Annotated in this window: 19 protein-coding genes; 10 read left to right on the top strand and 9 right to left on the bottom strand. The window is 42.0% G+C overall.

What is annotated here, in order from left to right:
- Positions 1 to 32: 32 nt before the first annotated feature.
- Positions 33 to 1,496 carry a sigma-54 dependent transcriptional regulator gene (locus ACGHAV_RS08660; protein WP_390379159.1) on the bottom strand — a complete coding sequence of 488 codons (1,464 nt, stop codon included), beginning with the start codon at positions 1,494 to 1,496 and terminating at the stop codon, positions 33 to 35.
- Between the two features lie 153 nt (positions 1,497 to 1,649).
- Positions 1,650 to 2,447 carry a flagellin gene (locus tag ACGHAV_RS08655; protein ID WP_390379156.1) on the bottom strand — a complete coding sequence of 266 codons (798 nt, stop codon included), beginning with the start codon at positions 2,445 to 2,447 and terminating at the stop codon, positions 1,650 to 1,652.
- Positions 2,448 to 2,657: 210 nt separating this feature from the next.
- On the opposite strand from ACGHAV_RS08655, the gene pseF reads away from it, so the two are divergent.
- From pseF to ACGHAV_RS08605, 10 genes are all read left to right on the top strand, one after another.
- Positions 2,658 to 3,359 (top strand): pseudaminic acid cytidylyltransferase, encoded by a 702-nt coding sequence (gene pseF / locus ACGHAV_RS08650; protein ID WP_390379153.1) that lies wholly within the window; start codon positions 2,658 to 2,660, stop codon positions 3,357 to 3,359.
- Positions 3,359 to 4,531 carry a UDP-2,4-diacetamido-2,4,6-trideoxy-beta-L-altropyranose hydrolase gene (pseG, locus tag ACGHAV_RS08645; RefSeq protein ID WP_390379150.1) on the top strand — a complete coding sequence of 391 codons (1,173 nt, stop codon included), beginning with the start codon at positions 3,359 to 3,361 and terminating at the stop codon, positions 4,529 to 4,531. The genes pseF and pseG overlap by 1 nt, the downstream gene beginning before the upstream one ends.
- Positions 4,532 to 4,533: 2 nt before the next feature.
- Positions 4,534 to 5,583, top strand: a complete 1,050-nt coding sequence (gene pseI / locus ACGHAV_RS08640; protein ID WP_390379147.1) for a pseudaminic acid synthase — start codon at positions 4,534 to 4,536, stop codon at positions 5,581 to 5,583.
- Between the two features lies 1 nt (position 5,584).
- The gene (locus ACGHAV_RS08635; protein ID WP_390379144.1) at positions 5,585 to 6,493 is read left to right on the top strand and encodes a LicD family protein; all 909 of its coding nucleotides are present in this window, start codon (positions 5,585 to 5,587) and stop codon (positions 6,491 to 6,493) included.
- Positions 6,494 to 6,508: 15 nt separating this feature from the next.
- Positions 6,509 to 7,465 (top strand): ATP-grasp domain-containing protein, encoded by a 957-nt coding sequence (locus tag ACGHAV_RS08630; protein WP_390379141.1) that lies wholly within the window; start codon positions 6,509 to 6,511, stop codon positions 7,463 to 7,465.
- Complete coding sequence (locus tag ACGHAV_RS08625) at positions 7,462 to 8,118, top strand: HAD family hydrolase (protein WP_390379138.1); 657 nt, start codon at positions 7,462 to 7,464, stop codon at positions 8,116 to 8,118. The genes ACGHAV_RS08630 and ACGHAV_RS08625 overlap by 4 nt, the downstream gene beginning before the upstream one ends.
- A gap of 153 nt (positions 8,119 to 8,271) precedes the next feature.
- Positions 8,272 to 9,273 carry a UDP-N-acetylglucosamine 4,6-dehydratase (inverting) gene (pseB, locus tag ACGHAV_RS08620; RefSeq protein WP_390379135.1) on the top strand — a complete coding sequence of 334 codons (1,002 nt, stop codon included), beginning with the start codon at positions 8,272 to 8,274 and terminating at the stop codon, positions 9,271 to 9,273.
- On the top strand, positions 9,270 to 10,430 hold the full coding sequence (gene pseC, locus ACGHAV_RS08615) for a UDP-4-amino-4,6-dideoxy-N-acetyl-beta-L-altrosamine transaminase (RefSeq protein WP_390379132.1): 1,161 nt from the start codon (positions 9,270 to 9,272) through the stop codon (positions 10,428 to 10,430). Before pseB ends, pseC begins: the two co-directional genes overlap by 4 nt.
- A 127-nt stretch (positions 10,431 to 10,557) precedes the next feature.
- Positions 10,558 to 12,714: a polysaccharide pyruvyl transferase family protein gene (locus tag ACGHAV_RS08610; protein ID WP_390379129.1), complete on the top strand. Its 2,157-nt coding sequence runs from the start codon at positions 10,558 to 10,560 to the stop codon at positions 12,712 to 12,714.
- Positions 12,714 to 13,997, top strand: a complete 1,284-nt coding sequence (locus ACGHAV_RS08605; protein ID WP_390379126.1) for a glycosyltransferase — start codon at positions 12,714 to 12,716, stop codon at positions 13,995 to 13,997. Before ACGHAV_RS08610 ends, ACGHAV_RS08605 begins: the two co-directional genes overlap by 1 nt.
- On the opposite strand, the gene ACGHAV_RS08600 is transcribed toward ACGHAV_RS08605, so the two are convergent.
- The 7 genes from ACGHAV_RS08600 to ACGHAV_RS08570 are packed head-to-tail and all read right to left on the bottom strand — an operon-like array spanning position 13,994 to position 23,077.
- A complete protein-coding gene (locus ACGHAV_RS08600) occupies positions 13,994 to 14,755 on the bottom strand; it encodes a phytanoyl-CoA dioxygenase family protein (protein WP_390379123.1) in 762 nt (253 codons plus the stop codon). The two genes, ACGHAV_RS08605 and ACGHAV_RS08600, sit on opposite strands and share 4 nt — an antisense overlap.
- On the bottom strand, positions 14,742 to 15,506 hold the full coding sequence (locus ACGHAV_RS08595) for a sulfotransferase domain-containing protein (protein ID WP_390379120.1): 765 nt from the start codon (positions 15,504 to 15,506) through the stop codon (positions 14,742 to 14,744). Before ACGHAV_RS08595 ends, ACGHAV_RS08600 begins: the two co-directional genes overlap by 14 nt.
- Before the next feature lie 16 nt (positions 15,507 to 15,522).
- On the bottom strand, positions 15,523 to 16,491 hold the full coding sequence (locus ACGHAV_RS08590; protein WP_390379117.1) for a GDP-L-fucose synthase family protein: 969 nt from the start codon (positions 16,489 to 16,491) through the stop codon (positions 15,523 to 15,525).
- Between the two features lie 2 nt (positions 16,492 to 16,493).
- Entirely contained in the window at positions 16,494 to 17,621 is a 1,128-nt protein-coding gene (gene gmd, locus ACGHAV_RS08585; RefSeq protein ID WP_390379114.1) for a GDP-mannose 4,6-dehydratase, read from the bottom strand.
- On the bottom strand, positions 17,621 to 18,649 hold the full coding sequence (locus tag ACGHAV_RS08580) for a glycosyltransferase family 2 protein (protein ID WP_390379111.1): 1,029 nt from the start codon (positions 18,647 to 18,649) through the stop codon (positions 17,621 to 17,623). The genes gmd and ACGHAV_RS08580 overlap by 1 nt, the downstream gene beginning before the upstream one ends.
- Before the next feature lie 23 nt (positions 18,650 to 18,672).
- Positions 18,673 to 19,695: a glycosyltransferase family 2 protein gene (locus tag ACGHAV_RS08575; RefSeq protein WP_390379107.1), complete on the bottom strand. Its 1,023-nt coding sequence runs from the start codon at positions 19,693 to 19,695 to the stop codon at positions 18,673 to 18,675.
- Between the two features lie 4 nt (positions 19,696 to 19,699).
- On the bottom strand, positions 19,700 to 23,077 hold the full coding sequence (locus tag ACGHAV_RS08570) for a 6-hydroxymethylpterin diphosphokinase MptE-like protein (protein ID WP_390379104.1): 3,378 nt from the start codon (positions 23,075 to 23,077) through the stop codon (positions 19,700 to 19,702).
- Positions 23,078 to 23,079 lie beyond the last annotated feature (2 nt).

The following is a 23,079-nucleotide window of genomic DNA, read 5'->3' as shown; positions in this document are numbered from 1 at the left end:
AAAGGCTTAAATGTAACGTCAATTACCTGACGTTACACATCTTCCGTACGCTGGATATCGTACTTACGCATTTTCTCGACAAGGGTTGTTCTTCGCATACCAAGCTTGTCAGCTGCACGTGCAACTACCCAATCTTGGTTATCGAGCGCTTGCTTGATTAGGTTAACTTCAAGCTCAGATAAATACTCTTTTAAGTTAACGCCCTCTTCTGGAAGCGATGAAGATACCATTGTAGTTATAGTGTCTTGCTCGCCCACATCTAGGTCGTCGTCGATTTCGTCGGCCGCCGCTTGTGCAAATAGCTCATTGAAAGCGTCGCGTTCTAGGATTTCTTCAGGATAGTCGGGCTCGTAGGCATGTACTTCGCCATACTGATATTTCTCGGGGAGGTCTGCTATATCGACAATTTGCCCAGGATACAAAATAGTAAGCCGCTCAACGAGGTTAGAAAGCTCACGTACGTTACCTGCCCACTCGTGTTCCATCAGTGACGCAATGGCACGTTCTGTAAACCTAACGCCCTCTACGCCGTCGCCTTGAATCCTGCTATTTAGCTCTTGCAGCAATAGTGGAATATCGTCTTTGCGCTGACGTAGCGCCGGACTATCAATTGGAAAAACGTTTAAGCGATAATATAAGTCTTCTCGAAACTTATCTTCGTTTATCATGGTTTCCAAATTACGGTGAGTAGCAGCAATGATACGTACATTACACTGCAGAGGTTTGTTCCCACCAACCCGTTCATAGGTTCTCTCTTGAAGAACACGCAGCAGTTTTACCTGCATTTGAAGTGGCATATCACCAATTTCATCTAGAAACAGCGTACCGCCTTCGGCCAGTTCGAAACGCCCTTTGCGCGAGCTTATTGCGCCGGTAAACGCCCCTTTTTCATGGCCAAACAATTCACTTTCTAGTAATTCGCCGGGAATAGCGCCACAGTTAACCGGAATAAATGGGCCTTCTTTGCGTTCAGACAAAAAGTGTACGTTGCGCGCAACTACTTCTTTACCCGTGCCAGATTCACCTAAAATAAGCACAGTGGCATCGGTTGGGGCTACTTGCTCAACTAAGCGACGAACAATTTGAATTTGGTCGCTTTTTCCAACGAGACTTCTGAACAAACGCATTTTGTTGCCACCAGCACGTGATAACCCGGGCTTGCGCTTGGTATATTCTTGGCAGCGATGAATAGCCTGAGTAAGCACAGGATAAGTGAGTGGTGTTGCGATGACGCTAACAAGATTTCGGTGGGCTGATGCTTCGCCGTTGTTTTCAACAAGCGCAACAAAAGGAACATGAGGAAACTGTTCAACGAACCCTTTCACAGCTTGCGCAGATACATGTTCGATTAGCACGGCATCTGCACCGCTTTCTTTAAGATACTGCTGTGCTTCATCAAAACCGCGTGCCTGACAAGACTCGCCCATGAAAACAACAATAGTTTCTAAGCTTTGAATAAGTTCCTGGTTGTCACTAACCAGCAAAATGTTCTTCATTAATTCCCCGAAAACGCTTTGTTATTATTTACAGTTTAGCGTATTTCTAAATTGTAACGGCAAAAGAGAGTTGCGCAACTGCTGTTTTAGGAAATTTATCAATAAAAAAAGCAGGTTGCCCTGCTTCTTTTGGATAATTTTGCTTGTTTAGCATTAACTTAGCAATGAGAGTACTTGTCCTTCACGCTGATTAGCCTGCGCTTGCACACTAATTGAAGCTTGGCTTAATACATCGTTTGACGCTCGCTCCGACGCGGCCTGCGCAAAGTCGAGGTCTTGAATGCGGCTTCGTGCTTCAGCCGTATTAACGTTTGCTTGAGTAAGCGTACGCGCAGCGCTTTCAAATCTGTTTTGTGTAGCGCCAAGGTCGCCTCGCGCACCACCCACGGTCTCAATTGCAGCATCGGCTGCTTCTAGCGCGTCATTTACGCTGGTACCTGACGTAATATCAATAGCCAAAACGTCACCTAACTGAGATGCAATGTCTTGGGTGTTAATGCTAATAGACTGCCCTGCACTCGAGCCAGACTGAAAGTCTAACGTACCGTTTTCTGATAACAAAGGCGTACCAGCAAAGTTCGTTTGCTCGATTGTTTGCGTAATGTTCTCTTGCAGCTGGGTGATTTCAGATTGAATCGCTCGGCGGTCGCCTGCACTTAGCACGCCATTGCCGGATTGTAGCGTTAGCTCACGAATTCTATTAACGTCGTCGTTGATGCTACCAAGGCCGCCCTCTGCAACTTGAGCAACAGAAATGCCGTCATACACATTATTGATAGCTTGGCGATTTCCCTCAACCTCAGAGGTTAAACGATCGATAATTTGCTGCGCAGATGCATCATCAAGCGCATTGTTCACTCTTTTCCCTGACGCCAATTTTTCGAAAAGGCTATTTTGCTTTTCTTGGACTTGGCCTAAAAGTGACGAAACACCGTCGTTATTAATTTGCATAAAAAAACCCTTAACTCTCACTCCTGTGAAGTATAGCACACCACTGGTCAAGTTATAACCAACCTTATGTATGAAACGCTATACTGCATACGCTTTATGTATACGTTTATAAAAGCCTGTTAGTGCTGTTTCACTTTTTGCAGTAAAGTTAACAACATAACGGCCGATTACCGTTGAAAGTGTAAATGTAAAGTGTAGCGAAGGGCATCAATGAACGTAGCAATCATCCCTGCCAGAGGCGGAAGTAAACGCATTCCACGTAAAAATATAAAGCCGTTTTGTGGTAAACCAATGGTAGCGCACGCCATCGAAACTGCGCTGGCGAGTGAGTTTATCGATAATGTGGTTGTGTCGACCGACGACCAAGAGATAGCGGAAGTTGCTCAACAATATGGGGCCGATGTGCCTTTTCTTAGGCCACCTGAGCTTGCAGACGACTATACCGGAACTAGCCCAGTTGTTCGCCACGCATTAACTACCTTACTAGAAAGTGGTTGGGATATCGCATACTGCGCCTGTGTATATGCTACTTCACCGCTATTATCCACCGCACTTATTAACAGCTGCTATGAAAAGCTCGTAGCCAGTGAGAATACAGATTACGTATTCACCGCTGCGCGCTTTTCTTTTCCTATTCAACGGGCAATATTACAAACCGAATCGGGCGGTGTTAAGCCATTTGACTCATTTGGAATTACCCAGCGTTCACAAGACTTAGAGCCTGCTTATCACGACGCAGGGCAACTGTATTGGGGGCATCATAAAACATGGCTAGATACTACAAAAAAAATCTTTGGGGCTGACTCTCAAATGGTGGTAATGCCCGATCACTTAGTGCAAGACATAGATACGCTTGATGATTGGGAACGCGCCGAATTGCTTTATCAACTAATTCACAAAGAGCAACGTTAGTGCATATTGCCTTTAGAGTGGACGGCTCTTCTCATATTGGCTTAGGCCATATTATGCGTTGCTTAACCTTGGCGAAGCAGTGCATGGATGAGCACCATGTTACGTTTATCTGCAATGAATTACCCGCCCATGTTGAATCGCTTTTAAAGGGTTCTGTGAATGCATTGATATTACTTGATGAGTCTCAGTGGCTACTGGGCAATGACAAACTGTCAGATATTGAAAATGCTGAAAGTGTTAATGAAGCGACTGTACATTCAAGCATGGTGTTATCTAAACAGGCGCAGCACAAGCAAGCTCGATACTGTATTGCAAAGCTTCAGATACAATCAAACATACCACCCGACATCCTTATCGTTGACCACTACCAATTATCGTCACCGTTTTGCACGGCAATGCGAGATTACTGCAAACATATTGTAGTTATCGACGACCTTGCAAACCGTTCTCATGATTGCGATGTATTGCTTGATCAAAACCTGTTTGAAAATACCAATACCCGGTACAAAGGGCTGGTTCCCAGTAGTGCCGTTCTTTTGTTAGGGCCTGAGTTTGCTGTTTTGAAAGAAGCGTTTTATCAAGCTTCAACTGAAATAACAGTGAAACCAACTTTGCAGTCTGAGCAGGACATACCGCTTCAAAAGTCAAATCATATACTGGTTTGTTTTGGAGGAAGCGATCCAAGCGACATTACTCGCAAGGTAGTGGCTGAGTTAAGTAATTTAAAGTCATACAGCTTCACGGCCGATATTGTAGTTGGCGGAGCTTATGCTCACGTTGATGCATTAACAACGTTAGTTGCTAAACATAACCACATGACGCTTCATCACAATACGCCTTCGATGCCACAGTTGATGCAAAAAGCGAGCTTTATGATTGGTGCTGGCGGTTCTATGCATTGGGAACGTGCCCAAATGAATTTGGCGGGTCTGATTATAACTATTGCTGATAATCAGATTGAAACAACGCGTTATCTGCACCAAAGAAACTGCTGTATGTGGCTAGGGGAAAGTGAAAAGGTAACGAGTGACGAAATTCGCAAAGCCATTGAATTTGCGTTAAATTCGCCAGAAAAAATAAGCGATATTGCGAATAACGCACGCAGTTTATTAAACCATGAACAATGTTCTTCCTATGTGATGGACACTATAATTAACGCTATTACGAGGTAGCCATGAAGCCAATAACAATTGGTGATATGCAAATTGGGCCAGGTTTGGCACCCTTTATCATTGCAGAGATGTCTGGAAATCACGGCCAATCACTCGAAAAGGCATATCGTTTAATCGATGCAGCCGCCGACGCGGGCGCGCACGCCATTAAACTGCAAACTTACACGCCTGATACTATTACCCTTGATTGCCACGAAAACGAATTCTTTATAGAAGATCCGAACAGTTTGTGGAAAGGCAACTCTCTATACAATCTTTATAAAGAGGCCATGACACCATGGGAATGGCACGAAGAGCTATTTAATTACGCCAAAGAAAAAGGGTTGATGGCGTTTAGCACACCTTTCGATTTAACTGCCGTAGATTTTCTGGAAACGCTAAACCCGCCTTGCTATAAAGTAGCGTCGTTCGAAAACACTGACCATGCCATTTTAGCGGCAGTCGCAAAAACGGGTAAGCCGGTGATTGTATCAACCGGTATGGCAAGTCAGGCCGAAATTGCAGAGTCGGTGGAAGTGCTTCGAGACAACGGGTGCAGCGACATTATTTTGCTCAAGTGTACCAGTAACTACCCCGCCAACCCAGTTGACGCAAATTTAAAAACCATTCCTCATTTAAGCGAGTTGTTCGATTGCCATGTTGGACTGTCTGACCATACTCCAGGTGTAGGGGTTGCCGTTGCAGCGGTTGCGTTAGGTGCAACTGTGGTGGAAAAACACTTTGTCTTAGATCGCAGCGGAGGTGAGGTAGATGCAGAGTTTTCATTAGAGCCTGCTGAGTTAAAACTGCTTGTTGAAGAAACGGCACGTGCAGCAGTGGCTATAGGCAAGGTGAGCTATGGCGCAACTGAAAGAGAAAAAGCGTCTTTGGTACATAGACGCTCGCTGTACATTGCAGAAGATTTAAAAGCGGGCGATACATTAAACGAGACAAACTTGCGCTCGGTACGACCCGGACTTGGACTGGCACCAAAATACTTACCCCTATTATTGGGTAAAAAATTACGTCAAGATGCGCCGAAAGGCACGCCAATGAGCTGGGAACTTTTATAAGATGAAAGTTATTCTGTTTGGTGCAAGCAAAGGTGGCGAAAACTACATCGCCAATCACCCTAATATTGCCGTAGTCGCTTTTATTGATAACGACGAGTCAAAACATGGCACTACATTTCTAGACCGCCCTGTTATTGCGCCTTCAGATATAACGACATATTCTTTCGACAGCATTATTATTACTAGTCAGTGGGTTGACCAAATTTTTCATCAGCTCACCAAGCAACTGCATGTGCCTGAATCAAAAATTGTTATACCAAACAAACAGGCAGTGAAAGCAGCCCTTCCTTTCGAGGATGCAGCCACTCTCACCTTTGCTCAGGAATTACTTCGTTGCATAAATAGATTTTGCCAGTCGCGCGATATCTCAGTTTGCTTAGATTCTGGCACGTTGTTAGGAGCAATAAGGAACAAAGGCTTAATTCCTTGGGACGATGATATTGACCTAGCGATTAATGCCGAAGACTTTGCTAGGTTAAATTCGGCTTTACCAGAACTGAAGACTCAGTTGCAGCAACAATTCAACGTTGACTGGCATATTGTAGTGATCACCGTCAACGGCATAGACGCTTGTATCAATATTGAATTTAGCAACTCGGAATTGAGTGAATTTGTGCTTTTCGATGTCAGTATTCAACGTCGAGAATCTATCAACGGGTATTCTGAACTATTGTCATCGGGAGGTCTTTTCTTCGCTCCTGCCGAACACTTCGATAGTTACGAGCCTATACAATTTCTCGGTGATACCTTTTTCGCACCCCATAATGCACATGCATTTTTAACCTTTATGTATGGCCATTGGGAAACCCCCAGAAAAACCACCCAAATTACAGAGTATGAAAACCGTCGTGCAACGCTTAAAACGCCCGAAGGTGGTATAAACGTGCGAAAACGCACTATTGAAGTCTAATGCGGTCTTATTAATATGAACGTTCTTCTCTCAAGTGCTAGCAACAAAATACCGCTTCTTCGCGCATTACAACATGCCGTTAAAAGGGTTACCTCAAATGGAATTGTAACGGCTGGCGATTTGAATTCGAATGTACTTAGTCGGCATTTTTGTGATGAGTTTTGGCAGATGCCAGCCACCATAGAGCAACATAAAGATGAAATCGTTAGTGCTTTGAAACAACGTGGTATTACCCATGTACTTCCCAGTCGTGATGGTGAACTTCTGTTTTGGGCACAGCTAAAAAGCTCACTTAAAGCCCACAATATTCACGTTATCGTTTCTTCGCCAGAGGCAGTTGAACAGTGCTTAGACAAATTACGCTTTGGAAATCACTCTATACCTGGTGCTGAATCAAATTGCATTATCCCTACTTCTAGCGCGCTTGAAGCACTTAAAGAGAATACAGACTCTGAGCGCTACGTGGTGAAGGAAAGGTTTGGTGCAGGTAGCAAGTCGATAGGTGTAAATCTGAATTCAAGCGAGGCAGCTGAGCACGCCAAAAAACTCTCAACACCAATTTATCAGCCCTTTATAGATGGACAAGAGATTAGTGTAGATGCGTGGTTATCAGAAAAACATGAAGTAAAAGCAGCCATGTGCCGTGTGCGCGCACTCGTCATTAATGGTGAATCACAAATTACTTATACGCAGCCACAATCTGTATTTCTATCTGAAATTGGAAAAGCGCTGACATCATTAAAGCTCTCAGGTCCAGTAGTACTTCAAGCAATAGTAAGTAATAACAAGCTTCACATTATTGAATGCAACACCCGCTTTGGCGGCGCCTCTACGCTTGGCATAAAAGCGGGTGTAGATAGCCTTTACTGGAGCCTTCTTGAATCATCTGGGGAAAACGTAGCAGCACTTCCGGTTAACCTTTCACATGAGAAAATCACTCAAATGCGTGCAGCAACAGACTACTATTTATGATTTATATTTTTGACCTAGATGACACCTTATACGATGAGCGTCAATACGTTGAATCGGGACTGAAAGCCGTCGCTACTTTTGTTGAGTCTCGTTGGGGCATAGACAGAGAAATAGGATTCGGCCAGTTAGTATCGCTGTTGGATCAACATGGTAGAGGCCAAGTTTTCAACGATTACCTTGCCATGCATAACGTTGCGGTCACCAAACAAAACGTAAAAGCTTGCGTGACAACGTATCGTCTTCACTCACCATCTATTAATATGCCATTTTCCCACCTAGATTTGCTTGAGTCATTACCGGCACCGCTATATTTGGTTACTGACGGGAACAAAGTAGTACAAGGCAATAAAGTTGATGCCCTAAATATTGCTCATTACTTCAAACGCGTGTTTGTTACTCATAGATTTGGCGTGAAGCACGCAAAACCATCTACTTATTGTTTTGAAAAAATAAAACAAGCCGAGAGCGCCAACTGGCAAGATATGGTTTACATAGGTGATAACCCAGCCAAAGATTTTGTAAATTTGAACAAAGTGGGTATGCCCACCGTGCGAGTGCGAACAGGCGTGCATGCTAACGTAGAAGCTCAACCGGGCTTTGATGCCAAATACACCATTTCGAAACTAACAGAATTACACTCGCTTAATCTTTAACATTAAGACCTCAACGATTACGCATGTGAGTAGAGTATTTTTGTTCAAGTGCGCCTTAAACATACACCTAAGCGCATAGAATCTAATGCTTTATGGCAAAAATGCCGACACATGATATATTGTGTTTATAACCATAAAAACAGCGAGCAAACCATGTTCGACGGAAAATCTATTCTCATCACAGGCGGCACCGGTTCATTTGGTCACAAATATGTCGAAACCCTGCTGGCGAGACACAAACCAAAGCGCTTAATCATATACTCGCGTGACGAACTTAAGCAGTTCGAAATGCAGCAAAAATTTAACGCACCATGCATGCGCTATTTTATCGGCGATGTACGCGACAAAGAGCGTATGAACCGCGCTATGCAAGGAGTAGATTTCGTTATTCATGCCGCCGCTATGAAACAGGTTCCAGCCGCTGAATACAACCCCACTGAATGTATTAGAACCAATATAGATGGTGCTGAGAACGTCATTAATGCTGCCATTGATAACAATGTAGAGAAAGTCATTGCGCTTTCTACAGATAAAGCCGCTAACCCTGTTAATTTGTACGGGGCCACAAAGTTAGCGTCTGATAAGTTATTCGTTGCCGCTAATAATATCGTTGGTGCCGGTGCTTCACGCTTTTCCGTTGTTCGCTATGGTAATGTAGTAGGCTCAAGAGGATCAGTTGTTCCTTACTTCAACAAGCTTATTGCAGAAGGCAGCGACCATATGCCCGTTACGCACAAAGACATGACGCGCTTTTGGATAACACTCCAGCAGGGTGTCGACTTTGTACTCAAAAACTTCGAGCGCATGCTTGGTGGCGAAATTTTTGTTCCTAAAATTCCATCGCTTCGCATTGTAGATTTAGCCAAAGCAATGGCACCAGACACCCCCATTAAGTACGTTGGTATTCGTCCAGGCGAAAAGCTTCACGAGATGATGTGTCCTGGTGATATGTCGCTTCATACTTTCGAGTTTGACGACCACTTTGTTATTGCCCCGGCCATTAAGTTTTTCCACAGAAGTAACAACTTTACCTCGAACGCGCTAAATGAACAGGGTAAGCCCGTTGAGTCTGGTTTCGAGTATGTATCAGACACTAACGAGCACTTTCTTAGCATCGAAGAAATACAGCAGTTTAACGAGGAAGCCCAGAAGTGATCCCCTACGGGCGCCAGCACCTTGATGAAAACGACGTTAAAGCTGTCGTCGAAACGTTAACATCGAATTGGCTCACCCAAGGGCCTGCCGTACCCAAATTCGAAGATGCACTTGCCTCTTATTGTAATGCCGAGTTTGGCGTGGCGGTAAACAGCGCAACTTCAGCACTGCATATTGCCTGTTTAGCGTTAGGCGTCGGTAAAGAAGATATTGTTTGGACGTCACCTAATTCATTTGTAGCCTCGTCTAATTGTGCACTGTATTGCGGTGCTTCAGTAGACTTTGTAGATATAGACCTTCAAACAGGCAATATGTGCGTAAAAGCGCTAAAGCAGAAGCTAGAATATGCACAAAGCATTAACAAACTTCCCAAGGTGGTTATTCCCGTTCACTTTGCTGGTCAACCTTGCGATATGGAAAGCCTTAATGCATTAGCTAAACAGTATGGCTTTTATGTGATCGAAGATGCATCGCACGCCGTTGGCGCAAAATATAACGATGTGTTTGTAGGTTGCGGAAAGTACGCTGACATTTGTGTTTTTAGTTTCCATCCAGTGAAGATAATTACCACGATGGAAGGTGGAATGGCACTTACCAACAACAAAGAGTGGGCCGATAAAATGCGCATGCTGCGCAGCCATGGCATTACCAGTGACCCAACAATGATGACCGAGGAGAGTCATGGGCCTTGGTACTACCAACAAACCTCGTTAGGCTTTAACTACCGTATGACAGATGTAGAAGCTGCATTGGGGCTAAGCCAGCTAGAAAAACTAGAAACGTTTTTGGAAAAAAGAAATACGCTGGCAGCGCACTACGATGAATTATTTAGCAAATGTGAAGGCATAACGCCTTTGAAGCAAAGTGCTGATAGCTATTCCAGCTATCACCTTTATGTGGTGCGCATAGATTCACTTAACCGTAAACAGCACGCCGACCTAGTCACGAATTTACGTGAACAAGGCATTTTTGCGCATGTGCATTACATTCCTATCCATATGCAGCCCTATTACAAAAACTTGGGCTTTAAGGTAGGCGACTTCCCAAATGCTGAGAAATACTACCAGCAGGCAATTACGTTGCCGCTGTTTCCCGAGCTTAAATTTGAAGAAGCTGAGTTTGTTGTGAATTCAGTGAAGGCAGCTGCTCGCTTATAGCAGAAACTGCACATCACTTGCCCGTTAGCTCGTTACTACAGCTCTGCATTACGCTTAAGTATTTTCATTTTAAGTCGATATTAATAGCGATAAAGCATTAATAGCCTAACCTTCGAATTACCGATATATGTTAAAGAAAAAAGATATTCGCCACATCTACGATAGCTACTCACAATTAAGAAGAATGAAACGGGTGAATGAGCTTCGATCAGACAGCAAACCGAAGGCCCTAAATCTCAATATTGTTGATAGTTGCAATTCCAGATGCACAATGTGCAACATATGGAAGAATGAAGAAAGCGTTGATATTACCCCTGAAGAACTCGGCCTAATTTTGTCTGACCCGCTGTACAGTGAACTACAGCATGTCGGTGTAACGGGTGGCGAGCCAACGTTGCGTGAAGACTTACCGGATATTTATAGGACAATTATCGATACGTTACCCTCTCTCAAAGGCGTGAGCATGATAACTAATGCGATTGTAGAGAGAGACGTAAAGAATCGAATTACCGCTATTAATGATATTTGCAAAAGCAGAAACATGAGCTTTTCCGTCATGGTATCTATTGATGGTGTAGGGAGCGCTCATGATAGGGTTCGTGGAATAAAAGATAACTTCGCGTCTGCCATCGCTATTTTCGAATTTTGCCGAACCACGTTAGGGATTCCTACTACGTTCGGGTGCACTATTTCTAAACAGAATGTCTGGGAAGTGGATGACTTCCTCTATTATGCTAAAAAACACGACATGTATGGTAGATTTCGTGTTGCCGAGTTTATCAACCGTCTATACAACGGTGATAGAGATAAGGTAATACGCAATTTCGATGAAGATGAAACCTATAACCTCTTATTATTTTTTGAGAAATTAAAAAGACAATACGAGCCTGGTTCCACGATCAAACGAACATATCGCAGTATTCAAAACATGCTACAAGGCGGCGAACGCTTGATAGGTTGTCCCTATCATAACGATGGTGTTGTTTTAGGTTCTAAAGGACAGGTCAATTACTGCGCGCCTAAAGGTAACGATATTGGCAACGCATTAGAAACCTCTTCGCAAGTTTTGTACAAAAACAACTTTGCGCAAAAAGAGGCTATCGCAGAACGCGACTGTAAAAACTGCATTCATGACTATCACGCAGGCATTACCTATGCAGAAAAACAAACGCAGCTCACAGAATTAACTCATCACAGGCTTCTGAATATTGACAATATTCACCTGATTAAATACTTAGCGAAAACATTAAAAACCCCACACAAAAGCAAACCCTACCAAGTGTTTATATTTGGCTGGTATGGCACCGAGACCGTGGGAGACAAAGCAATATTGGGCGGAATCGCAGATGAATATACGAAATTGCACGGCGACAATATTGAGTTTGTTTTGGGAAGCTTATATCCATTTGTAACCAAAAGAACATGCAAAGAACTCAGAATAAACGCTAAGGTTGTTTCTACAAAATCCCTTGATCTATTGCGATATTCGAAAAGTGCCGACGAAGTTGTTATGGGTGGCGGCCCTCTCATGGATCTACACGAACTTTACATTCCATTGCTAGGATTTAAGGTAGCCAAAGACAATGGAAAGAAAACCGTAGTTTATGGCTGTGGCCTTGGCCCACTACATGAAGATAAGTATGAAAAAGCAGTAAAACAAATACTGGCGTTATCATCTGATATTAAGCTCAGAGATAGAAAAAGCGTAGCCACTGCAAACGCATGGGGATTTGAAAAGGCCTCTCTTTCAGGCGATTTCGCGAAACCTTACATAGAACGCCATTTTCTTAAGCAGTCAATAAAATCCAACACGCCATTTATTGCCTGCTTCTTACGCGAGTGGACATACGAATACTCTCGCGAATTGACATTAGAGGAATTTGAAGTCCATAAAAAAGCATTTGAGGCCGGTATAGCCCGATTAATAAAAGAAAAAGTAAAGGAGCTGGGCATAAATACGGTATTACTCGATCATATGCATAATTTTGATGTAGGTTATGATGATAGGGACTTCAGTCGTTACTTTATCGATACTTATTTCGCAGACGAGCCTGACATAGACATCTCCTTTAATAAACGTTTATCTTCTGTAGCTAGCGTTGTCCATACGATGCAGAGTGCGTCATTTAACATTTGCATGCGGTTCCACTCAGTCTTGTTTGCGCATACATTAGAAACCGATTTTTGCGCCATTGATTACACTAAAGGCGGTAAAATTACCAATTACCTTACTGACAACAATGAACTCAAGCGCATGTATTCGCCCGAAGAGCTTGCTCGCTAATGAAAGTTTTACTCGTTAATACATACGATAGAGGCGGAGCAGCGAACGCGTGTATCAGACTACATCTAGCATTAATCGATGCCGGACATACTAGCCATCTTCTGACGCTAAATAAGACTAGGGACGATATCCCTTTCCATTTCGATTACAAATCATTCACTGGTTTAGAAGGTGGAAATATCCTAAATCGTGTTACCCATATAACTGTCAATGGCGAACACGAATACAAGACTCAAGATATCAAAGATATTTGCACTGCTGCGTCTAAATATACCGATGTATTCTCTTCAATTTACAGTGATTTTAGAATTGAAAATGCGCCGCAGATTAGTGAGTATGACGTGGTAAATCTTCATTGGACCTCTCGGTTCTTGAACTGGCCTACTTTTTTCGCTTCTAAAAAGATTCGGCGGGTTATCTGGTCGTTACATGACATGGCACCATTTACGGGTGGGTATCACTATAGTGACGGGTTTGAAGGATATAAAACCGATGACAGTAATCCACATTTTTTAAGGCAGACCAGTGATCCTGACTTTGCTAAAAAGTTATTGCTCTCGAAACAAAACATTTTACGGAACAGCGATATCCCTATTGCCGTAATTTCATTGTCGAATTGGTTACACGAATGCGCGACATCTAGCACGCTGTTTAAACACTATCCGATAAAGCGGATTGCCAATAGTGTCAATACAGAAACATATCGTTATACAGACAAGCGAGAAGCCAGAAAACATTTAGGACTACCTGAGGATAAAGACATCGTCCTTTTTGTAAGTGACAGTGTTAATAATAAAAGAAAGGGTTTTCACTTGCTTGAAAAAGCAATCATTAAAGCGAATAACAGTCGAATCATGTTATGCAGTGTGGGAAAAAATCTTGATAGTAATCTCCCCGAAGTTCATGATTTTTCAGAGGTGCATGATGAACATAAGCTTGCGTTAATCTACAGCGCAGCTGATGTATTTGTGTTACCAGCTTTAGAAGATAACTTACCCAATGTTGTCATTGAATCATTATGTTGTGGCACTCCTGTGGTAGGTTTTAATATTGGAGGCATGCCAGATATGATTGAGGATGGAGTAAATGGTAGGCTTGCAAACGATATCAGTGCAGAAGGGTTACTAGCTTCGCTGTACGACGTGTTGAATAACAGTGTGTCAAAAACATCAGGGCAAATATCGCAAAACGCGCGAGACACTTACTCTCAATCTCGTCAGGCAGAGATGTTTAACCTATACCTCAATGATTTAAGAAGCAACACATCTTACCGCAAACCTTAGTTTCTAGGTAAAGGCACGGCAGTGTAAAAATCTTCTGACTCAGTATGTATCATAATCATCGAGCCTCGCGGCAACGCATCGTCATCAAGTGCTTTATATACAAACCGTAATGCTCTGCGCGGTAAATCAGAGCTATTTTGAGCAGAACTATGTATTAAATAATTACTAAATAAAACGATGTCTCCAGGCTCAGTCTCAACAAAAACTTTGTTAGTTTCCTCGTTCTTAGCTAACACAATACGGTCGTGGTGCGTTGCCCCTTCGACATGAAACCATTCTCTAAATCCATGCTTATGGGAACCAGGTATTACCTGTAAACACCCATTTTCTTGTGTAGCTGAATCAAGAGAAACCCACGCTAATACCTTCTCGCTCTCATTAGGTCGATTAAGAAAATCTTGGTGCCAAGGCACTTCATTGTCTTTGTCTGCTGGCTTATAAAGGTAGGAGTTCACATAAAGGTAAACACTCTTATTAAAGTAGTTTTGCAAGAATGCTGTGACCCCAGGCATTTCAGCTGCTTTTCTAGTGTCTGGAAAACGCTGATAAACGTCGTAAAGCACGCCACTATCAGTGCGGTGAGTAAGGTACCATCGATTAGTAATATCTCTTGAAGACTGCGCAGAAATAATCTCTACGGCATGAGACAGCGTGTTACCTATCTCTTGACAGACAGCTGGAGCAATTTGTCGCTTTAAGACAACAAAACCGTCACGTTTGAATTGATTTATCAGTTGGGGAATATCAATTGCGGTCATAACGTGCCTTCAATATTGCTGAACTACGGTCCCAAATATGTGTAGCTTGTTCTGGTGACATTTTGTCCTTCCATTGCGCTACGGACGCATTGCGAACGAAGGTGAAATCTTCGTCAAAATTTACTGAGTGATTTGGTCTGGAATTTTCTCTTTCAACTGCTTTCAATTTATCAGGTTGTGAGAATAGAAGAGCTTTCTGAACTAGCTCCTTTTGTATATTTATTCCTAAATCATCAAGTACTCTGAGAAAACTAGATAAGGGATCAAGCATAAGCGTTTCATAATCGAATACCCAAGTGGCTTTGCTATACCAGCTCTCAATGTGTTTGTTGTAAGCATCGATACCAAATGTACTATGTTCTAAAAACTCGTCGAACGTACCTTCAAACCTGCTTTTCTTTCGCTTACTCGCATAGTAGTAGAACGAAATCATTGTATCTCTAGGATCTCTTAAAATATAAAGTACTTTGGGATGAGCGTATAGCGGATTGTCTTCAGCAAGTTGATGAGTTTTCACTAGTCGCGGTAAGGGGGCACCTTTCCAGCAAAATTCGACAAGGTTATCTTTTAGACACTCAGGCATTATTCGCCCAAGATTGTAAAAATCTACAGGTTCCGAGCTTTTGTTGAGTAAATGAACAACATTCGCAAAAACAAAGCGTGTAAATGTAGAACCTGTTTTAGGAAACGAGACTATCAAAACATCTTCGCTAGATAAGCCCGTCAACCTATTTTCAGGGGTAGTAGTCATCGTATGTCCCATTTCTCTACACCCTACAATTGTTACTATTTTCTTGAAACCATCTCCAGGTGCTGGATAGGCCATCGCGAAGTGAAATACTAGGTTTCCAATTGATTAAGGATTGTGCCAATGAAACATCTAGCCGTTTTACTGGTGTTCCTTCGGGCTTACTCGTGTCGAAATCAAGCTTCCCTTTAAATTGGGTTACTTCGCAAAGCAATTCAGCCAACTCTCGAATAGTGCAGTCTGTACCTGTACCCATATTAATGTGTGAACTCATTGGTGGGATTACGGCACAAAATTCGGCATTTGGAAGGTTTGCTATTTCGATAGAGCCTCGCGCCAAATCGGAAACATGTAAAAACTCTCTTCTAGCCCTACCACTCCCCCAAATGCTTACCGATGAAGCATTATTTTGCTTAGCCTGTGCGAACTTATTGATGAGCGCAGGAATAACGTGACTGCCGTTAAGCTCGAAATTATCATAAGGGCCATATAAATTAGTAGGCATCACGCTTCTATAATCTCTACCATATTGCCTGTTGAAGCTTTCGCAAAGCTTAATACCTGCTATTTTGGCAATGGCATAAGGCTCATTCGTTGGTTCAAGAGCACCTGAAAGAAGTGATGACTCTTCAATGGGTTGCTCCGCAAATTTCGGATAAATACAGCTTGACCCCAAAAATAACAGCTTATTAATATCACTTTCATGTGCCGCTTTAATCACATTTGCACTTATCATCAAGTTCTCGTAGATGAAACTCGCTGGCAATGTATTGTTAGCGTGTATTCCCCCAACTTTTGCAGCCGCCAAGTACACCTCATCAACGTGATGGCTTTTGAAAAACTGCTTTACCGAAAGTTGATCTGTGAGGTCAAGTTGTTCACGAGTGGCTGTTACTATTTCAATATTGCTATTTTTAGATAGCTCGCTGACTAGGGCGCGCCCCACCATTCCCCTGTGGCCCGCTACATAAATTCGTTTAGCCGACATTATCAACCTTCCCCACTGATAGGGAGTTCAAACCCGTTCGCTTTTAAAAATGCTAACCTACGCGCCTCTTCGGCATCTGATGCTACCATTTCTTCACACATTTCTTTCGCTGAGATTGTAGGCTCCCAGTTTAAGGTTTCTTTTGCCTTGGAAGGATCACCTAGCAAGGAATCAACTTCGGCGGGCCTAAAGTACTTTTTATCTACCCTGACTATCACATCTCCTACATTCAGTGCTGGAGACAGTGCTTTGTCGACAGAAACTACCGTAGCAATTTCGTGAACACCTGAACCAGAAAACCTAAGATCAACGCCCAATGCCTTTGCCGACCATTCAACAAATTGTCGAACTGAGTATTGCTCCCCAGTTGCTACAACAAAATCTTCAGGTTTTTCTTGTTGCAACATCAGCCACTGCATGTAAACGTAATCTTTGGCGTGCCCCCAATCTCTGAGCGCATCTAAATTTCCTAAATGTAAACAACTCTCTAGGCCCTGAGAAATGTTGGCTAGTCCACGCGTAATTTTTCTCGTTACAAAGGTTTCACCGCGGCGAGGCGATTCATGGTTAAATAAAATTCCATTACACGCATATAGACCATATGCTTCTCTATAGTTGACCGTTATCCAATACGCATACAGTTTGGCGACGGCGTAAGGAGAGCGCGGGTGGAACGGTGTAGTTTCTCTTTGCGGTGTTTCAACAACTTTGCCATAAAGCTCTGAAGTAGAGGCCTGATAAAATTTTGTTTTATCTTTCAAGCCTAATAACTTAATAGCCTCGAGTAGCCTCAAGGTGCCTATTGCATCGACATCGGCAGTATATTCAGGTGAATCAAAACTCACAGCAACATGGCTTTGCGCTCCTAAATTATAAATTTCATCTGGTTGGATCATTTGCACCAACTTAATGATATTTGAGCTATCGGTTAAGTCGCCATAATGCAGAATAAAGTTTCTATTCGATTCGAAAGGATCTTGATAGATATGGTCAACACGTTGGGTATTAAATGATGAAGCTCTTCGCTTAATTCCATGAACTTCATATCCCTTTTCTAATAGGAGCTCGGCCAAATAGGAACCATCTTGGCCGGTGATACCTGTTATTAACGCTTTCTTTTTTTCAGGCATTACATATCTCTCCAACTTATCACTTTCATTCCTTCAAGTTTTTCTCTCAGCACTTTGCTTATAGTACTCTCGTGCTCGCCTTCAATGCCATTTATCACGAGCGAAAGCCCTAATTCATGAGCTTCCTCTATAGACTTTACTGGAACGCCAGTTATTTCATTTACACTTACTTGTGTGGTTTGCAGGAAACAGGCAATAATGGCACCTTGTTGACTGAGCGCATTAGCAATTGTTATGGAAAGCTGCCTAGTACCAAATACACCAATCTTCATACCACTATAAATGGCTAGGGGCTCTTTTTTACTCAAAACCTTATCGAGAAGTAACTTTAAATCGATAACATTTTTATCTAACTGCACTTGATTACTCGGTGTCGTTTCTCCAAGTAATTGAGCAACAGCATTAGCTTCTCTTTTTAGTAATAACCGACTGGCACTGCTGGAACTTGCGCCTCCTTGACGAAAATTAGCGGAAGTCGTGTTGATATGAATACCACTAAACCGTGCAATTACACTTTTCATAAAGAAACTGTCAGCACATAACTGAAAGCATTCGCTAAAAGGGCCTATCTTTTCAAATAACGAGGATCGGCAGAAAAATCCTTGATGGCAAATATTTGCCTCATCTGACATCTGTGTGTTGACATGCCATACCTCTCCTGACACCTCATCAAAACACCTTACTTTTGTTATCAGATAATCAATCTCTTCACATTCGAAAGCATCTACAACAGTTTCAATACAGCTCTTTTCATACAGTGAGTCATCTGCGCCGAGAAAATAAATTATGTCACCTGATGCTAATTCAACGCCACGATTAAATGCGTGGTAAATACCTCTGTCTGGTGCCGAATAAACTTTGGCGACATGGGGGTATTGAGAAATCGTGGACAATGTTTTGTCAGTAGAACCACCATCAACAATTATATGTTCAATTTTATCTATTGCTGTTTGCTCAGCAACGCTGCGAAGACATTCTTCTATTAAATGAGCACAATTGTAAGTTGCCGTTATTATGGATATTTTCATTTTATTCCACGTTTTTACAGATACTATGCAAGAACAAAAAAGTCATGGCTATTGCTTAAATTTCTCTCCCTGAGCAGCGTCGAGATCTCCTCTCTAACCGGCTGCGCGGCGATCACTAGAAAAGCATTGGTCTTGGCCAGAAACAATTTTAAGGTCAATATTGGGAAAGCATCATTTCCCACATTTACTGTCTCAGCAATTGGAGAGCTTTCTACAAACCCTGACACATTAACCCCTCTACCTATCATTATGCGTGCAAATGCTTTTGCCATTTGCCCCGTCCCAAATACGAATAGAGATTTACCTTGAAGACCAAGTGAAAGCCTGTTCCATTTTTCATCAACCACACAGGATAAGCCTTCTCCTAAAGCATTCTCACTTAAGGAGGCAGTTATCGAAGAATTGCTCACTCTCATATTAACAAGCACTTTTTCAACACAACCAAACTTATACCCACCTTTGAGCAGTCTAAGAAAAAGCACATAGTCTTCGAACATTCTCAGGCTCGGGTAACCAACTTTTTTAATTAAATCGGCTTTTCCAAAATAAGTGGTATGTGGAAAGCAAGGCCAATCAAGAAGCGTTGCTTCAATATCGTGAGGATGTCTAATATCGTTCAACAATACTTCTTTCTTGTTTTTGAATTGATTGAAGCGTTCCGAGACCTGAACCTTCGCATCGTCTGCAAAATACGAAAGGTAGCTCTTTACAATATCAAATTCGTTTTCGACTAAGAAACGTAATTGTTCTTCGAATCGTGTAGGAACGCTTATGTCATCAGCGTCAACTTTGGCAACGTAAGGTGTTTTTACAAACGAAAGGGCTTGGTTTAAGCAATGCCCTACCCCTCTATTACGGCTATTTGCAATTAGCTTTATCCGGCTATCAGAAAAACGCCGAATAGTCTCAACGGTGTCGTCAGTAGAGGCATCATCAATTATGAGAAATTCAAAGTCGTCAAAGGTTTGCTCCAGAATAGACGTAATCGTATCTTCCACCCATCTAGAGGCATTGTAAGTTGTCATGAGCGCCGTAACTAAGGGCATTTTTTCACTCTCCCTTAGAGACGCCAACTTGCTTGAGTTTCGCAGACATACGTTGCGCATACTCGGCCTCATCAATATACTCTCTGCGCAAGTCTATCGCTTTTATGCGGGGCATTAAGATTAGGCGATCGCCGCTGGGCAATATGAGGTCTTTTTCACTAATTGGCACATCACTTACAACAATAAAGTCTGGGCCCCCATAGGAGAATCTGCCTTTTCCTATTTTTTCGAACTGTTTTAAAAACTCAATATCAAGGCTGGGGTGCTGAGTGTACTTTTGTAAGAAAATGACGTTGTTTAAACCAGACACCATTGCTATCAATGCTAGGTCTAAACGTGAAGTATCATTTGCTTGAAGCGGTTCACTACTGTTTTCAAAATTACCTGGCGATAGTACTGTAATACCTTGAATAGGTTTATCGTCAAATTCATTAACATTGAGAGATACATTACAAAATGCTTGTTCGCTTTTAAAAGAAGCACCTTTACTAAGCCAATTAATTGATATATCTCTTGTCGTTTCACCCTGCGAATTTGCTAAAAGATTCATTAGTGGACTTGCAGTCACTTGTTTACAAGGTACGAAGCTAAGATTAAATGTTGTTTCATTAAAGAACTTCGAAAGGACTTTTTGACGACGTACTCCTGAAAGCGATGAAATGGCGTCTAACCCATATTGATCATTGGAAATGATGGCGAGGATATCTCTGACATAGGCACTCCAAGTTTGAACAAGACTATTTGCGGCATCTATTGCTAACACATCATCGGCAATATTAAGCAACTTACTAAAAATACTGTTTATGTAATTAAACGTGCCATTAAGATAATAAAACGCTAAGGACTTTTTTCTATGGAAAGAAGAAACGATAAAGTCTCTCTGCTTTACAATGAAGTCGTCTATATCCGATATGCTATCAAAAGTTACATTCACTACGTCGCATAAAGCAGTAAGCTCTTCAATTAACCTTTCACTGCTGTAGTAGGACGCAAACTCTTCTACGAACCATTGGTTTTTTTCGTATGTAAATGCAGTTTCAGAGAGCAAAGACTTTGCACGCTTTTTGGTTTCCTGTGTTGAAACAACCAAAATATTTTCCGCACGAAGAGGTTTTGCTCCAAATATCCTTGCTCCATCATTTAAATTGTAAACTTCACTATCTCTTGAGGTAAATACTTGCTCTAAAACACTCTTAGAGACTTTAAATTCATACTTAGTTTTTACCCATGGTTTAAAGTTTCCTTGAATAGTGAGCGACATTGCATGATTAGCAGAATAATCATATAACTCATTACCTTTCCCATCATAGTACCCTGATGATTTCGAATGATGATAAGAGTCGCTAACAAACCCCATATCTGTGCCAAACAAGTAGACCTGAGTGAAACCGATTGTAGTCACTAAATCAGATGCAAAATTAGTTACAGTTGGGTAGGAAAAATCTAAAGTTGCAAACCCATGCTCTTTATCAAGTTCAGTGAATGCTACAGTAGAGGCCTCGCCTTGCTTAAACGCTAGTAATGTCTCACCAAACAATGTAGCAGCATCAGGGTGAACCCCATTGCAACTCAAAAGAGTGATCCGCTTTAGAAACGCTTCATCATCTATCCTTTTGAGCCAATCGAAAGTTGAACGGTTAGTTTCAATTTCCGCGTGGAAATCTGGGCATATTCCGTTTCTGTGAAGAGCTTGAAGCGCCGTACCACAGGAAATCACAATGGCCTTATCACTTTCTTCTTTCAGGATATTCATCAGGTTATCTAATGAAGGTCCATTACCCACTATAAATACAGGTACATCAAGAACATCTATAGGCAGTAAGTCTTTGGTATTTTTTTTCAAGAAAGGGATATTATTCTCTAACGCCCATTTTGTATGTGCTAACCCGTATTTTGCATTGTCGAAATAATCACCCATTGCGACAATTACCAATAATTGTTCTCGCAATTGAGCAACTGCGTCGGTCAACTTTTCATTTACATAACTTTGGTAAAAGAAGGTATTAGCGAGTATGTAAGGACCTACTGACTGGAATTGTACTAATAAGTCTCTGGTAAGATTAGTTCCGTCATCACCAATGTTGAGGTATAAGCGCTTTTGGCCTCTATCGAATGAAGAAATTATCTGGCTCCAATCGATTGCATATAACGACGCGTAAAAGAAATCACGGTTTGGCTCACAAACGAAAAGCATACCAATGTCATGATTTTCCACTAAGGACTCTAAGCTGTAACCACTGCCAATACCAAATTGAATCAATGACTTAACTTTTTCGGGCAATTCACTCTGAGCTTCTTTTAACCCATCAAATAGGCGCTCACACTCTTCAACTAATTGATAATGAAGATAGCCTTTAAGCTTCTTTCCCTTATAACTTAGCAATAAGCCGTCTTTGTGGGGTTTTGAAGCGAAACGCTCATAGCTGGTTCTTGCGTCTCGAACGGACTCTCCGGAAAATAAAGCATTGGTGGATTTATGAAAAAGAAATACCTCTCCTGAAGCATTGGCGATAGGAGCCCACCGCTCAGGCGTGTAATCTTTGAATTCTTTGTAAACGTCGGGAAAGTACTTCTCCAGTGTTGATAAATTTGCTGCTTTGCGCTCTTCATTAAGAAATGCAACAGAATGTTGTTCATCATTTTTCAAGGGAGCCCACAATGGCAAAAAGCTCTCACTCAAAGACAGCTTATTCGATGATACGAACCAATTGTATAGTTCAGCCCAAGTTGCAGTATGTACTTTTTGCTCAATTTCACTAAACACAGGCGTATGCAGGTGCTTATAGAAAAGTAAGGTATCTATTTTTATGTGAGACACCAACTCCTGCATATCCTTTGAGAAGCTGGTACCGTCGGCACCAATCTGCATATACAGAACAATGCCTTTGTCCTTCGCTTTTTGTAAAAGGCTTTTCCAGCTTAGTGATGATAAAGCACAAATGAAGTAATCCACATTAGGCTCATATACTACAACATGTTTATACAGTCCCTCATTTACAATATGTTCTAAGTGGTATCCAAGACCCAAGCCGAAACACACCAAAGCCTCAGAGGAATTTACATCGCTGGATTGAATTTCGATTTTCGGCGCCTTTGACATGTACTCGCAAAAATGAGTTAGCACTTCAGCTTTTGGATGCATACCATAAAGCACCTGTCCACTGTTGTAGTTAACAATATTAAGTTCGGAGTACTTGTTGCACAGCAAAGTAGATACAGCAGAGTCTGTTTTTTTTGCAAGTTCGGCAAGTGGAGGGATATAGCGTTCTATCGCACCAATACTATGGCGATAGTTTTCTCTAATCTGTAACGCCATAGTCTTTTCAATTTGCTGTTGGATCTGTTCATCTTCATGAACATGAAACTGTATCTGCTGTAGCATAG

Source organism: Alteromonas sp. MTD1 (assembly GCF_042848195.1).
Taxonomy (GTDB): Bacteria; Pseudomonadota; Gammaproteobacteria; order Enterobacterales; family Alteromonadaceae; genus Alteromonas.
The sequence above is the reverse complement of the archived record's forward strand: the minus strand, read 5'-3'. Positions and strand labels throughout refer to the sequence as shown.

What these genes read in the sequence shown, in the direction of transcription:
- ACGHAV_RS08660 (WP_390379159.1), bottom strand. Translation starts at nt 1,496, where the DNA reads ATGAAGAACATTTTGCTGGTTAGTGACAACCAGGAACTTATTCAAAGC.
- ACGHAV_RS08655 (WP_390379156.1), bottom strand. Translation starts at nt 2,447, where the DNA reads ATGCAAATTAATAACGACGGTGTTTCGTCACTTTTAGGCCAAGTCCAA.
- pseF (WP_390379153.1), top strand. Translation starts at nt 2,658, where the DNA reads ATGAACGTAGCAATCATCCCTGCCAGAGGCGGAAGTAAACGCATTCCA.
- pseI (WP_390379147.1), top strand. Translation starts at nt 4,534, where the DNA reads ATGAAGCCAATAACAATTGGTGATATGCAAATTGGGCCAGGTTTGGCA.
- ACGHAV_RS08635 (WP_390379144.1), top strand. Translation starts at nt 5,585, where the DNA reads ATGAAAGTTATTCTGTTTGGTGCAAGCAAAGGTGGCGAAAACTACATC.
- ACGHAV_RS08630 (WP_390379141.1), top strand. Translation starts at nt 6,509, where the DNA reads ATGAACGTTCTTCTCTCAAGTGCTAGCAACAAAATACCGCTTCTTCGC.
- ACGHAV_RS08625 (WP_390379138.1), top strand. Translation starts at nt 7,462, where the DNA reads ATGATTTATATTTTTGACCTAGATGACACCTTATACGATGAGCGTCAA.
- pseB (WP_390379135.1), top strand. Translation starts at nt 8,272, where the DNA reads ATGTTCGACGGAAAATCTATTCTCATCACAGGCGGCACCGGTTCATTT.
- ACGHAV_RS08610 (WP_390379129.1), top strand. Translation starts at nt 10,558, where the DNA reads ATGTTAAAGAAAAAAGATATTCGCCACATCTACGATAGCTACTCACAA.
- ACGHAV_RS08605 (WP_390379126.1), top strand. Translation starts at nt 12,714, where the DNA reads ATGAAAGTTTTACTCGTTAATACATACGATAGAGGCGGAGCAGCGAAC.
- ACGHAV_RS08600 (WP_390379123.1), bottom strand. Translation starts at nt 14,755, where the DNA reads ATGACCGCAATTGATATTCCCCAACTGATAAATCAATTCAAACGTGAC.
- ACGHAV_RS08595 (WP_390379120.1), bottom strand. Translation starts at nt 15,506, where the DNA reads ATGACTACTACCCCTGAAAATAGGTTGACGGGCTTATCTAGCGAAGAT.
- ACGHAV_RS08590 (WP_390379117.1), bottom strand. Translation starts at nt 16,491, where the DNA reads ATGTCGGCTAAACGAATTTATGTAGCGGGCCACAGGGGAATGGTGGGG.
- gmd (WP_390379114.1), bottom strand. Translation starts at nt 17,621, where the DNA reads ATGCCTGAAAAAAAGAAAGCGTTAATAACAGGTATCACCGGCCAAGAT.
- ACGHAV_RS08580 (WP_390379111.1), bottom strand. Translation starts at nt 18,649, where the DNA reads ATGAAAATATCCATAATAACGGCAACTTACAATTGTGCTCATTTAATA.
- ACGHAV_RS08575 (WP_390379107.1), bottom strand. Translation starts at nt 19,695, where the DNA reads ATGCCCTTAGTTACGGCGCTCATGACAACTTACAATGCCTCTAGATGG.
- ACGHAV_RS08570 (WP_390379104.1), bottom strand. Translation starts at nt 23,077, where the DNA reads ATGCTACAGCAGATACAGTTTCATGTTCATGAAGATGAACAGATCCAA.